At 74.8% G+C, this 14,021-nt stretch carries 10 protein-coding genes; 6 read left to right on the top strand and 4 right to left on the bottom strand.

Annotated elements, in window-relative coordinates:
• Positions 1-42: 42 nt before the first annotated feature.
• Positions 43-234: a hypothetical protein gene (locus ACLQ2W_RS26020; RefSeq protein ID WP_181567895.1), complete on the bottom strand. Its 192-nt coding sequence runs from the start codon at positions 232-234 to the stop codon at positions 43-45.
• A gap of 214 nt (positions 235-448) precedes the next feature.
• Between ACLQ2W_RS26020 and ACLQ2W_RS26015 the strand changes: the two genes are divergently transcribed.
• Both ACLQ2W_RS26015 and ACLQ2W_RS26010 read left to right on the top strand, forming a co-directional pair.
• Positions 449-2,380, top strand: coding sequence for an ATP-binding cassette domain-containing protein (locus ACLQ2W_RS26015; protein ID WP_425789529.1), 1,932 nt, complete (start codon positions 449-451; stop codon positions 2,378-2,380).
• Positions 2,381-2,424: 44 nt separating this feature from the next.
• Positions 2,425-5,337, top strand: a complete 2,913-nt coding sequence (locus tag ACLQ2W_RS26010) for a tetratricopeptide repeat protein (RefSeq protein WP_425789527.1) — start codon at positions 2,425-2,427, stop codon at positions 5,335-5,337.
• 161 nt (positions 5,338-5,498) lie between these two features.
• Here ACLQ2W_RS26010 and ACLQ2W_RS26005 read toward each other — a convergent pair whose 3' ends face one another.
• On the bottom strand, positions 5,499-6,338 hold the full coding sequence (locus ACLQ2W_RS26005; protein WP_425789467.1) for a DMT family transporter: 840 nt from the start codon (positions 6,336-6,338) through the stop codon (positions 5,499-5,501).
• 55 nt (positions 6,339-6,393) lie between these two features.
• Entirely contained in the window at positions 6,394-7,551 is a 1,158-nt protein-coding gene (locus tag ACLQ2W_RS26000) for an MGDG synthase family glycosyltransferase (protein ID WP_425789525.1), read from the bottom strand.
• Here ACLQ2W_RS26000 and ACLQ2W_RS25995 point away from each other — a divergent pair.
• The 4 genes from ACLQ2W_RS25995 to ACLQ2W_RS25980 all read left to right on the top strand — a co-directional run bounded on the left by ACLQ2W_RS25995 (position 7,477) and on the right by ACLQ2W_RS25980 (position 11,011).
• Entirely contained in the window at positions 7,477-8,517 is a 1,041-nt protein-coding gene (locus ACLQ2W_RS25995; RefSeq protein WP_425789465.1) for a uroporphyrinogen-III synthase, read from the top strand. The two genes, ACLQ2W_RS26000 and ACLQ2W_RS25995, sit on opposite strands and share 75 nt — an antisense overlap.
• Positions 8,518-8,589: 72 nt before the next feature.
• Positions 8,590-9,612 carry an RICIN domain-containing protein gene (locus ACLQ2W_RS25990; RefSeq protein ID WP_425789463.1) on the top strand — a complete coding sequence of 341 codons (1,023 nt, stop codon included), beginning with the start codon at positions 8,590-8,592 and terminating at the stop codon, positions 9,610-9,612.
• 89 nt (positions 9,613-9,701) lie between these two features.
• Positions 9,702-10,547 (top strand): chitosanase, encoded by an 846-nt coding sequence (locus ACLQ2W_RS25985; protein WP_425789461.1) that lies wholly within the window; start codon positions 9,702-9,704, stop codon positions 10,545-10,547.
• 149 nt (positions 10,548-10,696) lie between these two features.
• The gene (locus ACLQ2W_RS25980; protein ID WP_107157677.1) at positions 10,697-11,011 is read left to right on the top strand and encodes a hypothetical protein; all 315 of its coding nucleotides are present in this window, start codon (positions 10,697-10,699) and stop codon (positions 11,009-11,011) included.
• On the opposite strand, the gene ACLQ2W_RS25975 is transcribed toward ACLQ2W_RS25980, so the two are convergent.
• Positions 10,999-13,941 (bottom strand): helix-turn-helix transcriptional regulator, encoded by a 2,943-nt coding sequence (locus tag ACLQ2W_RS25975; RefSeq protein WP_425789459.1) that lies wholly within the window; start codon positions 13,939-13,941, stop codon positions 10,999-11,001. The two genes, ACLQ2W_RS25980 and ACLQ2W_RS25975, sit on opposite strands and share 13 nt — an antisense overlap.
• Between the last annotated feature and the right edge of the window lie 80 nt (positions 13,942-14,021).

Raw genomic sequence — 14,021 nt, 5'->3', positions numbered from 1 at the left:
GGAGATCTACCTCCTCGGGCAGCAGGAGCGGTCAGGCCGGGATCAGACGGTGCGCCCGGTGGCGACGCACCGGTCGCTGTAGCGGTCGGTGCACGGCCCGCAGGTGTACGGGCAGCGGTTGGCGGAGTGCAGCGACTGCTGCACCTCCTCGAAGTGGATCCGCGGCTCCACGGTGGCCGGTCCACCGCTACGCGGCGCGAGTTCCAGCAGGGTCGCCTGCAGTCTCTGGGTCATGTCGCCTCCATCGAGGTAGCGGGGCACGACGGCCTGGTTGCCGACCGGCCCCTGGGCTGTGCGGGACGCTAGCGCAGCGCGCTAACTAATCACTAAGAATGAAGACGCGGCTACACATGGTGCCCGGACATCGAAGGGATCGATGCTCTACTCTCGACCTCCAGCCCGGATCCCGGCGCGCGACCGGGCGGCGCAGCGGGAGGAGGCGTACCCGATGACCGAGGCCGCCGTCGCGGACGACCGGCACGCCGACCCGCGTACTCCCGGGGACCGCCCGCCCGCCGCGGAGTCGGTGCTGCCGGAGCTGCGCGAGATGTGGTGGGAGACGGGCCTGCGGACCCGGGCGGAGGCCGGTCTGCTGACCGTGCTGGCCGAGCTGCCCCGCCTGGTCGCCGCCGCGACACGGATCAGCTGGCGGGCGGACCGGGCCCGCACCGCGGTGGTGGCCGCCGCGACGGTCGGCGGCGGGTTGCTCGCCGCGTTCGGGCTGCTGGCCACGCAGCGGGTGCTGGTCGAGCTGTTCGCCGGCGGCCCGACCGCCGACAAGGTCGTCGCCGCGCTGCCCGCGCTCGCGGCGCTGGCCGGGGCGACCGCGCTGCGCGCCGGCCTGGGCATCGTCACCGGGTACGCGCAGAACGGGCTGACGCCGCGGGTCAGCCGCGACGTGGAGCGCAGCCTGTTCGAGACGACCACGGCCGTGCGGCTGGAGGCGTTCGACGCGGACGCGTTCGCCGACGACATGGAACGGGCCTCCCGGGGCCCGGAGTCGGCGACCGGGTTGGTGCAGGCGACCACGAACCTGCTGGCCGGCCTGGTCGGGCTGGTCGCCGTCGCGGTGGCGGTGGTGGTCATCCATCCGCTGCTGCTGCCGGCGCTGCTGGTCGCCACGCTGCCCCGAGCGTGGGCCGCGCTGCGGGCCGGGCACCTGCAGTACCGGACGTACGCGGCGGGCTCGGTACGCCGGCGCCGCATCTGGATCCTGCACCGCCTGATGGCCGAGCGGGTCTCGGCGCCGGAGCTGCGCTCGTACGGGCTGCGCGCGTTCCTGCTCGACCAGTACGACCGCGTGATGGGGGCGGAGACCGACGTCCAGCTCGCCCTCGCCCGGAGGGTCACCACGACCACCACCGTGGGCTCGCTGACCGGTGGCGCGGCGACCGGGGCGGTCTACCTGCTGCTCGGGCTGCTGCTCGTGGGCGGGCACATCCCGCTCGCCGCGGCCGCGACCTGTGTGCTCGCCCTACAGGCCGCGCAGCGCTCCCTGACCACCGCCACCACGCAGGCCGACAAGGTCTACACCGAGGGCCTGCACTTCGCCGACTACACCGGGTTCCTGGCCCGCGCGGCGGCGTACCTGCCGGACGTCCCGGGCGGGGACCGGCCCGGGCCGCTGCGCGAGCTGAGCGTCCGCCGCGCCGGCCTGCGCTACCCCGGGCGCGACGACGCCGCCGTGCGCGATGTGACGCTGACCGTCCGGGCCGGCGAGACGGTGGCGCTGGTCGGGGAGAACGGCTCCGGCAAGACCAGCCTGGCCGCGCTGATCGCCACGCTGCGCACACCGACCGGCGGCGCCGTCTGCTGGAACGGGCGACCCATGGCCGAGTGGGACACCGACGACCTGCGGTCGCGGATCGCCGTGGTCACCCAGGACCACCACCGCTGGCCGTTCACCGCGGCCACCAACATCGCGCTGGGCGACGTCGGCGGCGAACCTCGCCGGGAGCGCATCGAGGCCGCGGCGGACCAGGCCGCCGCCCACCGGATGATCATGGAGCTGCCGTACGGGTACGAGACGCTGCTCGACCGCACCTTCGCCCACGGCCAGGACCTCTCCGGCGGGCAGTGGCAGCGGATCACCGCCGCCCGGGGCTTCCTGCGCGACGCCGAACTGCTGATCATGGACGAGCCGTCCTCCGCCCTCGACCCGCGCGCCGAGGAAGCCTTGTTCCAGGCGATCCGGGAGCGGCAGGGCCGGGCCACCACCATCCTCATCACCCACCGCCTGGCCAACGTCCGGCACGCCGACCGGATCTTCGTGCTGCACGACGGCGCGCTCGTGGAGGAGGGCGGCCACGACGACCTGGTCGCCGCCGGCGGCCGGTACGCCGAGCTGTTCGCGCTGCAAGCGGCGGGCTACCGCGCGTGACAATATTGAGGGGTGGGAATACGTAGACTCGATGGGCGTTGACCGTGGCGGGGCTGTACTTCCGCGTTCTCGGCCCGGTGGGCGTCCAGTGGGACCGGCAGCCGGTGCACCTGGGCGGGCCGCAACGCACGCTCGTTCTCGCTGTCCTCCTCTCCCGCGCCAACCGACCCGTCCCCCTCGACGTCCTCGTCGACGAGCTGTGGCCGGAAACGCCTCCACCCTCGTACCGGGTGCAGTTGCAGGGCCTGGTGTCCGACCTGCGCCGCCGGCTGGCGCCGGGCGGCACCCGAGCCGCCGCGCCGATCGCCACCCACGGCTCGGCCTACCAGTTGGAGGCCGACCCCGAGCGGTACGACCGGGACCAGTTCCAGAACGGGCTCACGGCGGCCCGCACGGCCCGCGTCGACGGCGACGACGCCACCGCCGCCCGGCTGCTGCGACACGCCCTCGGGCTCTGGCGCGGACCGGCGTTCGGTGGCCTCGGCGGTCGCCTGATCGGGCCGTCCGCCGCGGCGCTCGACGAGGCCCGCATCGACGCCGCCGCCGAGTACGTCGACGCCTGCCTCGCCGCCGGGCAACTCGCCGGCCTGGTCCCGGAACTGGTCCGGCTGGTCGCCGAACGCCCCCTGGACGAACGTTTCGCCCGCGCGCTGATGACCGTGCACAGCCGGGCCGGCCGGCGCTCCGACGCGCTGGCCGTCTATCGGGACCTGCACCGACGCACGGTCGCGGAGCTGGGGATCGAGCCGTCCGTCCAGTCGCGGGAACTGCACCGGCGGATCTCGTCGGCCGACCCGCAGCCGCCCCGGCCGCGACCGCACGGCGCCGGGCAGGGCCCGGCCCGTACGTACCGTCATCTGCCACCGGACATCGCGGAGTTCGTCGGGCGGCGCCGCGAACTCGCCGAACTGCTGGCGGCGGGCGCCACGGGAGGCGCCGCCGCGCCGATCGTGGTCGTGGAGGGGATGGCCGGGGTGGGCAAGACCCGCCTGGCCGTGCACGCCGCCCACCGGCTCGCCGCCCGATACCCGGACGGGCAGTTCCACGTCGACCTTCATGGCTTCACCGGCGACGCCGCGCCGGCCGACCCGAGCGAGGTGCTGGAGTCCCTGCTCCGGCTGCTCGGGGTGCCGGCCGCCGGCATCCCCGACACGCTCGCGGCCCGCGCCGCGTTGTTTCGCGACCGGCTGACCGACCGCCGGGTGCTCCTCGTCGTCGACGACGCGGCCGACGAGTCGCAGATCCTGCCGTTGCTGCCCGCCCACGGCGACTGCCTGGTGATCGTCACCAGCCGCCGCAGCCTGGCCGTGGACGGCGCGCGTCCCGTCCGGCTGGACGTGTTCCACCCGGCGGACTCGCTGAGCCTGCTCAGCACCATCGTCGGTGGCGAGCGGGTCGCCGCCGAACGGCCCGCCGCGGACGCGCTGCTGGCCCGTTGCGGCCACCTGCCGCTGGCCGTCGCCGTCGCCGCGCGCCGGCTCCGGGCCCGTCCGGCCTGGCGGATCGACCATCTGTTGTCCCGGCTCACCGACGAGCACCACCGCCTCGACGAGCTGTCCGACGGCGGCCACGCGGTGCGCAGCGTGCTCACGTCGTCGTACCGGGCGCTGAGCCCGCGGCGGCGACGCCTGTTCCGGATCATCGGCGTGCACCCGGGCGACGACGTCACGCCGGCGTCGGTGGCCGCGCTGGCCGGGTGCTCGCCGCGGGCGGCGCGGGACGCCCTCGAATCGCTGCTCGACGAGCACCTCGTACAGCAGGTGCAGGCAGAGCGCTACCGGATGCACGATCTGCTGCGGGAGTACGCCGTCCGGCTGTGCGTCGACGAGGACGACGGCGACGACGTGGTGGAGGCCAAGGAGCACCTGCTCGACTGGTACGTCGCCACGGTCGGGGCCGCGACCCGTCCGCTACGCCGGTTCCGTCCCCCGCCGGTCGGGCGGGTCCCGCTGCCGCGGGTCGCCCCGGTCCGGTTCACCGACGAACCCGGGGCGCTGGCCTGGCTCGACGCCGAGTACCCGAATCTCGTCGCCGCGATCCGCAGCGCGGCCGACGTCGCCTGTCACCGGCACGTGGTGCTGCTCTCCCACCTGCTTCAGCCGTATCTGACCCGGCGCGGGCACACCGACGACTCGGTCGAGATCCTGCTGCGCGCCGCCGACGCCGCCCGGGTGCTCGGCGACACCAGGGCAGAGGCGTACACACTGACGATGCTCGGGCACGTCTACGACGGAGCGGGCCGGACGGAACCGGCGCTGACCCAGCTCGACCGGGCGCTGACCCTGCACCGGACGCTTCGGCAGCCGGACGGCGAGGCGGTCACCCGGCACCACCTGGCGCTCGTGCACCGCCGGCTCGGCCGCCACGACCAGGCCGTCGCGGAGCACCACCGGGCGATCGCCCTGTTCCAGGCCGTCGGTGACCGGCAATGGGAGGCCACCGCGCTCAGCGGCCTCAGCATCGACCTGCACCTGCGCGGCCGCAACCGCGAGGCGCTCGACCACGCCGAGCGGGCGCTCGACCTCCAACGACAACTCGGCGGGCCGGGCCTGGCCAGCCTGGAGAACAACGTCGGCCTGCTCCACGCCCGACTGGGCCGCCATCCCGAGGCGGTCCGGCACACCCGACGGGCGTTGGCGCTGCAACGCCGCACGGGAAGCCTGCCGGGCCAGGCAAACGCGCTGGCCAATCTCGCCTTCAGCTACGCGCGGCTCGGTCGGCCGAAGGCGGCGCTGCGGGCCGGACAGGCGGCGCTCGTCCTCGCCCGCACCCTCAACCCGGACATCCAGGCCAACGCGTTGAACACGCTCGGGGAGGCGTACCTCCTGGCGGGCGACCGCGAGGCGGCGCTACGCCACCACCGGGAGGCACTCGCCATCGCCGACCGGATCGACGAGGCCGACGAACGGGCCCGCGGCCGGGCCGGGATCGCACAGGCGAACGTCGGGGCCGGCTGACCGCCCGGCCGATTCCCGGGTACCGGCCGCGACCCGTACCGATCCCGCGCGGACCGACGCGCCACCTGGATCAGCCGCCGCGCGGCTGATCGGGCACGCCAACCCGCTCGCGGTCGCCGCGACGCTGCCCGGCTCCGCCCTGACCTACCTGCTCACGGCAGTCACCGTCGACGGTGTTCGTCGGCTCCGGTCGCGCAGGCGGAGGCGGCGAGCCACACCCCGCCACCGACCGTGACGGCAGCCAGGACGAGACCGACGACCCGGATGGGCTCGTCGGGGAAGGTTTCCCGAAAGACCGTGATGGCGACGAGGACGCTCACCACGGGATCGGTGAGTGTGAGAGCTGTCAGGGGCGCGGCGAGGCGACCGTGCTGGAACGCGGCCTGATTCACCATCAGCCCGAGGGCGACGGCCACCACCAGCGCCACGGACCGCCAGCTGACCACGACCCCCAGCAGGGAGCCGGCGGGCCCGCCGGTGATGTCCTTGACCAGCGCCGCCGCGAAGCTGTACGCGACGCCGCCCGCCACGCCCAACAGCGCGCCCCGGGCGGCGCCACGGCGGTGACGCGCGCCCACGAGGCAGGCCGCGACGGCCGCCACCGCGCAGCCCATGGCAACCGTCCAAGCCGTCGCCGCGGGGCGGGTCACGCCGGCGCGGACGTCGGCGAGAAGCAGGAACGCGGTCAGGCCCACCACGCCCACCGCGACCGCGAGCAGGTCCCGGCCCACCACGCGCCTACCGGTGATGACGGCCTCGAGCAGCACTGCCATGAACAGCCCGCTGGCCATCACGGGTTGCACGACCGCGAGCGCGCCGACACGCAACGCGAGCACCTGGAAGACGACTCCGGCCGTGTCCGGGATCCAGCCGGAGAGCCACAGGCGGTTGCGGAACAGCCGTAGCAGAAGCCGCGGATCGAGCGCCGCGAAGCGGGGCTGTCGGGTCGCGGCGCGCTGGTGCAGCACGGCGGACAACGCGAAGCTGAAGGCCCCGGCCAACGCGTAGAAGATCATGGGCGGGCGCGGGAGTGGTCCGCTGACGAGCGCCGGGGCGTCACCGCGAGTTCCCGTGTGGTCCGGTCCCGGGCCGCAGGGTCGCGGAGACGATCGCGGCCACGTCGGCGGCGCCGGTGAACGCCGGCACTGTGGGAGCCGCCGCGCGGGTCAGCTCCTGGCACAGGTCCGTGGGGTTTCGGACATAGGTGGTCAGGCCGGCGCCGGCGAGCACCTGCGCGTTGGCTCGGCCGTGGCCGGCAATCGGGCGGTAGGTGATGGTGGGCAGACCGACGGTCAGGGCCTGCTGGCAGGTGAGGCCGCCGGCGTTCTCCACGACCAGGTCCACCGCCTGCATGAGGGTGGGCATGTCGTCGACCCACCCCAGGACGTGACCGGGGAGGCCGGCCAGCCGCCGGCGCAGGCTGTCGTTGCGCCCGCACACCACCACCGGCGTGACGCAACCGGCGGCCAGCACATCGCTGGCGGTGCGGGTCACGTCGCCGGCGCCCCAGGACCCGGCGACGATGAGCGCCAGCCGTCCCTTTTCGGGCAGCGCGAACTGCGCGCGGGCGGCGCGTCTGGTGGCATCCGTCGGCGGCCGGTAGCGGGCGGGCACCAGCGGGTCGACGAGTCGGACGTCCGGTGCGCCTCGAACCGCGGCCTGCTGCCGGGTGACCTCGTGGATCACGCAGTAGGTGTCCACGCCGGCCGCCATCCAGGTCGGGTGGATGACGAAGTCGGTGACGTAGGTGACGACCGGCGTGCCCAGCCGCCCGGTGTGGCGCAGCGGCCCGAGGACCTGGTTGGCGAACGGGAACGTCGACACGACCAGGCCGGTGTCCGGAGGCATGTGCATCAGCATCCGTTGGCGTGCCGGCCGCAACGCGGAGCTGATCGCCGCCACCAGCGGTGGCGAACGGTCGGTGATCGTGAACAAGGCGTCGTAACTGAGCGGACACCAGCGCAACAGCGCGCGATAGCCCTCGCGGATCACCCGGTGCAAGGGCTTGGGCAGGGACGCGAAGAAGTTGAGGTGGTGCACCTCGACGCCGTCGAGGAGTGGTGGTGCGGGGAGGCAGGAATGCGGGACCTGGCCGGCTACACGATCGCGGTCGCCGCCGAGCACCCCGGCCGGCACGAGTTGGCCGCACGCCTGCGGGCGGTCGGGGCATGGCCCGTCGCCGTCCGGCCCGTCCGCGCGGTCGGGCCGGCTGATCCGGACGCCGTGGCGGAGGCGACCCGCCGGGCAGTCGCGCGACCCGTGCACGACGTCGTCGCCTTCTCCGCCCCCGGGCTTCGGACCTGGCTGCGGATAGCTCAGGAGGCGGGTCACGGTGACCGGGTCGCGGCGCTGCTCCGCGAGGCCCGGCTCGTCGCCCACGACGCCCGGGCCGTCGGCGTGCTGCGCGAGCTGGGCCTCGCCCCGACCCGGCCGCCCGCCCGGGATCCCGACCGGTGGCTGCGCGATCAGCCGATGGCCGGTCGCCGGGTCGTCGCCGTCGTCGGGTCGGATCATCATCGCGAGTGGTGTGCCGTGCTGGGCCGACGCGGCGCCGACGTCGTCGAGGTGGCGACCAGCCGGGCCCTGCCGCCCCCGCGCGCCCACGAGCTGCGCCGGCTGTGGACGGGAATCGTCCGTGGTCACGTCGACGCGGTCGCGTTGACCGGTCCGGCCACCGCGGTGGACCTGCTGCGCCGGGCGGACGCCGACGGCGTGCTGGACGATGTGCGCGACGCGCTGACCGAGCGCGTGCTGGTCGCCTGCCTCGGCCCGCTCACGGCGGCGCCGCTTCGCGAGCGGGGCATGACCCCCGTGGTCGCGGCGGCTCCGTGCCTCGCCGGCCTGCTGGCGGCGTTGGTGGAGCAGGTGCCCGGCCGAGGGCCCACGCTGGACGTCGACGGCCACCGGATGCAGATCCGCAGCCGATCCGTCGCGATCGACGATCTCGTGATCCCCGTGCAGGCCGGACCCATGACGGTCCTGCGGGTGCTCGCCCGCTCGCCCGGGCGCGTGACGTCCTCCGCCGAGATCCGCGGCGCCTCGGCGGCCTGGTCCGGGGTGAACGACCACGCGGTCGAGATGGCGGTGTCCCGGCTGCGGCGCGCGTTCGACGACACCCCGTTGGCCGGCGTCGACCTGGTGCAGACCGTCGTGCGCGGTGGATACCGGCTGATCGCCTGACCGGGACCGGCGCGGTTTCCGACCGCCACCCACGGCCGTCGAACCGGGCCCAGGTCTGTCCGTTGTAAGGACATGGACTCGACACGAAGCGGCCCGCCGCTCGGCCCCGACGACTGGCCGGCGGACGGCGCACTGTTCGGTAACCGGCCACCGATCCGGTCCCACCGCCGGCCCCGGGACGGGCGACGGCGACGGCCCCTGCGGGTCCTCGTCAGCGGCGCGATGGTCGGCACCATGGCCTGGTCGGCGACCGGTTGGACGACCGACGTGCCGCATCACCGCGACGGCCTGGCCACCATGCAGGATCCGCCGGCCCGCGACCTCGCCGTCGGCGCGCCCCCCACCGCGCCGCACCCCGCCGGCGGCGGTGCGCCTGCCACGGCGCCCCCCGGTGCGCCCCGTCCGATCGGCGACGCCTCCAGCGCGGGCTCGACCCCGCCTCCGGTGGCGACGCCGAGCCGGCCACCCCTGCGCCCGGTGGCCGCGACGGCCGGCATCACCGTGGCGCCCGCACCACCACGGGGCAGGTCCGATGCGCGGCCGGCGGCACCCGCGCCGACCCCGACGACGCGACGCCCGGACCCACCGGCGGCGACCCGGACCAGCACGCCCGCACCCACCACGGCACCGGCCACCCCCACCGCCGTGGCGCCGTCGAACGGCGGCACGGTACGGCTGATGAACCCGACGAGCGGCCAGTTCGTCGGCGTACGCGACGGGTCGACGGCCGACGGCGCCGGCATCGTCCAGCTCACCGGCTCCGGCGACGCGGCCCGGTGGAAGCTGGTCGGGACCTCCGGCGGGTGCTATCAGCTGATCAACCTGCGTTCCGGGAAGGCCCTGGACAATCCCGACGGCGGCTACGACGACGGCGCGCCCATGCAGCAGTGGGAGCCGGCGAGCGGTAACCCCAACCAGAACTGGTGCTTCCGGTCGGTCGGCTCGAAGCGGTACTCCATCCGCAACGTGGCCAGCGGCTCCCTGCTCGACCTGCGGGACGGGCGCACCGGAGGCGGGGTGCCGATCCAGCAGTGGAGCGCCGACCCGGCCGCCCCCAAAAGCAAGCAGACCTGGCAGCTCGTCCGCGTCGACTGACCGGCGACGCGTGTACGCCCTGCCTCGGTGCTCCAGTCTGGTCGGCGAGCAGGCTTGGTGTGTACCGACTCTCGCCACTGGAGTGGTGCGTGAGCTACCTGGACGTCCGTCGTCGCCGGCCGCGCGTGTCCTGGACCGCGCTACCGACCGTGACCGCCGCCGGTCTCGTCCTCGCGCTGCTCGCCGGAGCGCACGAGCCGGTCGGGGTGGACGCCGAGCAACGTCTCGTGCTCAGCCAGTTGGAGAGCGCCCTGCTGCACGACACCGCGCAGCCGCAGTACGCCCGCGCGGTCCGGCAGTTCGACTCGCGCGGCTACCTGCTCGGCATCGGTGACTTCTCCACCGCCAACGGGGAGGCGTTCGAGGTCGTGCAGAGCTATGCCGCCCAGGTCGGCCCGACCCCGCTGTCGAGGAGATACCTCACCGTGCTGGCCCGGCTCAGCGCCGACCAGGACCCCTCCGTCACCGAGCTGGCCGGGCTGCCGGCCGCCTGGGCGGAGGCCAGCGCGGACGCCCGGTTCCGGCGGGCGCAGGACGACGTCCTCGAGTCCCGCTACCTCGCGCCGTCGCTGAGCCTGGCCCGCGCGTTGGACATCAGGACGCAACTGGGCGTGGCGATTCTCCTCGACTCGATGCTGCAACACGGCAACACCGACGACGTGGACTCGCTGCCGGCGCTGGTCCGCCGGGCCACGCACCGCGCCGGCGGTCCACCCGGCACGGTCACCGAACGGGAGTGGTTGTCCGCGCTCCTGCGGGAACGCCGCGCGACCCTGACCAGCCCGGCCGACCGGGAGCACCGGGACACCTGGCCGTACACGGTGGGTCGGGTGGACGTGCTCGCGGCACTGCTCGACGACGGCCACGACAAGCTCCGGCCGCCCCTGACCGTCGCCCCGTACGGCACACCGCGGCTGGTAGGTCCCACCTTCTGATCCGACGAGGCTGAACGATCCCCGTCGGGGATCCGTTGTGACGGCGTGCCCGGCACCGGTTCCCGTCCCGGCGAACGGATCGGGCACTCCGATGAGAGGGAGGTACCACATTGTTCAGGACTGGACGGTGGCGTCGCGCCGTCGCCCGGGTGGCTGTTCCGCTGATGACGGCCGGCCTTCTCGCCACGGTCTCCGCCGCCCCGGCCGAAGCCGCCGCGCCCTACCAGCTTCAGCTCTGCTCCCAGGGACCGTGGACCAACGCGCTCGTCAGCGGACCTGACGGGAGCTACTCCACCAGGGGCGTCCCCTCGTACAACTGCGGGTGGTTCAGCCTCCCGTCCGGGATGCTGACGATCTCCTTCATGGCCGGATCGACCTACGTCGGGTCGTTCTGGGTCTCGGGATCCGACGGTGCCTGCGCCGTCGTGTACGGCAACTGGCACGGCGGCTTCTACCGCTGCTGAGGGTCGGCGGGGGCGCGGTCGCGCCGCGCCCCCGCGGGCAGCCCCCGCTCGCGGTGGAGGGCGACGATCTCGGTACGGGATCGGCAACCCAGCTTGGCCAAGATGTGCGACACGTGGGTCTGGACGGTGTTGCGGGAGGTGTACAGCTCGGTCGCGATCTCCGGGTTGGACCGGCCGGCGGCCACCAGGCGGCACACGGTGACCTCGGTCGGAGTGAGTGCCTCCCACCCGGTCACCGGGCGGCGCCGGCGGGTGCCGCGCCGGCCCCGACGGACACCGATGTCACGCAGGCGTGCCTCGGCCCGGCGGCTGTTCCACCGGGCGTCCAGGTCGGCGTAACGGTCGAGCGCCTCCTCAAGGGCCGCCCGGGCCTCGGTCAGCCGGCCGGCCCGACCCAGCGCCCACGCGGCGTCCTCGAGCGCGGTGGCCTGGTCATGGATCTGGTGGACGGTGGCGAATCCGGCCGCGGCCGCGAGGAGCCGGTTCGGGTCCTGGTCGACGAGTCCCCGGCAGTGCTCCGCCGCGGCCAGGCTGACCAGGTCACCGCGCTCCTCGGCCTGCGCGACGCAGGCGCTCGCGGCGGCCCGGGCGACCTCGTCGCGACCCAACTCCACCGCGATCCGAACCGCGGTGGCACTGAACACGCAGCGTTCGGGGGTGAGCCGGGGGAAGCACCGGGTCGAATCCGGGTCGAGCAGGGACAGCCACCGGTCCAGCGCCCGCTCCGGCCGCCCGTCACGCTCCTCGACGAGGGCCTGCGCCGCGTGCACGTAGTCGGTCATCCCGGCGGCGTCCGGGGTCGGCGGCTCCGCGGCGGCGGCGGCCAGGTACCGCTCGATCAGCTCGTCGTCGCCCCGGTTCGCCGCGATCAGCGCGCCGACGCCGAACAGCATGCCCCGGACCACCGCTCCCCGATGCAGCAGCTCGGCCGCCGCGTCGAGCTCGGGCAGCGCGTCGTCCCAGCGCCCCATCAGAAAATTGATCTCGGCGGCCTGGACCCGCAGCCAGGCCAACCGCAGTGGCGTACCGGCCCGCTCGGCCAACGTCAGCGCACGGCCCAGGGCCCGCGCCCCCTCCCCGGTGCGGTTGAGGTTGTAGAGCGCCGTGACCCGCAGCCCCTGGAACAGCAGGTGCAGCTCCACCGTGGCGGGATCGTCACCCAGAATCGCCAGGCCGCGTTCCGCCTCGGCCAGCGAACCGGCCGAGTCGCCGAGGGAGATGCCGGTCGCGAGTGACCAGGCGAACAACGCCCAGGCGACGGCGATCCGGTCGGGCACCCGCTCCCCGTCGGCCTCGGCCTCGCGCGCGACGGTCAACGCCTCGTCGAAGCGCCCGAGACCGGCCAACGTGACGGCCTGGATCGCGCGCACGCGGGCCCGCCACCGGGCGTCGAGGCGATCCGCGGCCAGCGCGGCCACGGCCAGGTCGAGTGCTTCGACCGGGCGACCCAGGGCCCGCAGGACGACGACGTGGCACCACGTCATCCGCCCGATGACCTCGACGGCGGTCGCCTCCCGCAGCAGCGGGACGACGGCCGCGTCCACCGCCTCGTAGTCGCCGAGGTGGAACAGCGCATCGACCAGGTGCATGCCCAGCACGGACCGCCGCGGATCGTCGTCGCCGACCTGGGCCATGACCCGCCGCAGCAGCTCGGCGGCCAGGCCGGCGGCGCGCGTGGTCACGGACGGGGCGGCCCGCAGCAGCCAGTCGACCACCCAGCCGCTGACCGGCCCGGAGCTGGCCTGGAGCTGGGTCACCACCAGTTCGGCGGGCTCGCCCACCTCGGCCAGCCGCTGCGCCGCCTGCCGGTGCAGCGCGTTGCGCATCGCGGCCGGCATGGACTCGTAGAGCGCGTGCCGGATCAGCGCGTGCCGGAAGGCCAGGTCCGGGTCGGCGTCCGTGAGCACGCCGGCCGTGAGCGCCTCCTCGATGACGTCGACCAGGGCCAGCGGGGACCGCTCGACAAGCAGCGCGAGGTGCTCCAGCCGGAAACCGGCGCCCAGCACCGTCGCGGCCCGCAGCACCCGCATCGCCGGCTCGGACAGGAAGCCGAGTCGGGCGCCGATCGCCGCCGCCAGCGACCGTGGGGCTACCGCGTCGGCGTCGTCGAGGTCGAGCGCGCCGTCCTCGGCCCGCCGAACCCGACTGCCCCGGACCAGGGCGTAGACCAGTTCCCGTACGTACAGCGGATTGCCGCCGGCCTGCCGGACCAGGGCCCGCAGGCCCGGTCCGGGCGGGGCCTGGGCCAGCCGTTCCACCAGACGGTGTACGTCGGGGTCGGCAAGCGGGTCGAGCGGGACGTGCACCCCGCCGCCCGCCGTGACGGCCCGCCGCAGCCGGTCGACCTCCTCCCGCCGGGGAACCGGCCGCGCGGCGGCGACCAGCAGGAGGGGCAGCTGTCGGGTCGCCTCGGCCAGCCTTCCCCAGACGGCGAGCGTGGTCTCGTCGGCCCACTGCATGTCGTCGACCACGATCGTGACGGGTCCGGCCGCGCAGAGCCGGTCGACCAGCACCGTCAGCAACTCGGCCGCGGCGGTGACGGCGTTGCCGGTGCCCGGGCTGTCGTCGCCGTCACGGCCCCACAGCCGCTCGGCGATGGCGGCCCGGTCCGGGTCGGTGCTTCCGGGACCGACCCGCAGGGCGTCCAGCAGCACCCGCAGCGGGAAGATGCCCGCCGCCTCGGCCGCACGCGCGGTGAACAGGGCGATCGCGCGCCGGCCGACCCGGCCGCACAGCTCGGTCAGGAGGGCCGTCTTGCCGACGCCCGGCTCGCCGTCGATCCACACCGAACGGCCCCGGCCCGAGGCGAGATCGGTGACGACCTCGTCGAAGGTCGACAACTCGGGATCGCGGCCCACCAGGTCCACCGGCGCCAGCCCCCGTGCCCGGTAGGTCGCGTCCGTGGTCCGAGGCCCGGCCGGCTCGCGCATGGCTGACTCCTCCCCGGACGGCGGTGCCCGCCCCGCGATCACCCGCAGGGGGCGCACCGGCCACAGCCGACAAGTGTCGC

It is taken from the genome of Micromonospora sp. DT227 (assembly GCF_049841835.1).
Classification (GTDB): Bacteria; Actinomycetota; Actinomycetes; order Mycobacteriales; family Micromonosporaceae; genus Micromonospora.
The sequence above is the reverse complement of the archived record's forward strand: the minus strand, read 5'-3'. Positions and strand labels throughout refer to the sequence as shown.

What these genes read in the sequence shown, in the direction of transcription:
- ACLQ2W_RS26020 (WP_181567895.1), bottom strand. Translation starts at nt 234, where the DNA reads ATGACCCAGAGACTGCAGGCGACCCTGCTGGAACTCGCGCCGCGTAGC.
- ACLQ2W_RS25975 (WP_425789459.1), bottom strand. Translation starts at nt 13,941, where the DNA reads ATGCGCGAGCCGGCCGGGCCTCGGACCACGGACGCGACCTACCGGGCA.
- ACLQ2W_RS26015 (WP_425789529.1), top strand. Translation starts at nt 449, where the DNA reads ATGACCGAGGCCGCCGTCGCGGACGACCGGCACGCCGACCCGCGTACT.
- ACLQ2W_RS25990 (WP_425789463.1), top strand. Translation starts at nt 8,590, where the DNA reads ATGGACTCGACACGAAGCGGCCCGCCGCTCGGCCCCGACGACTGGCCG.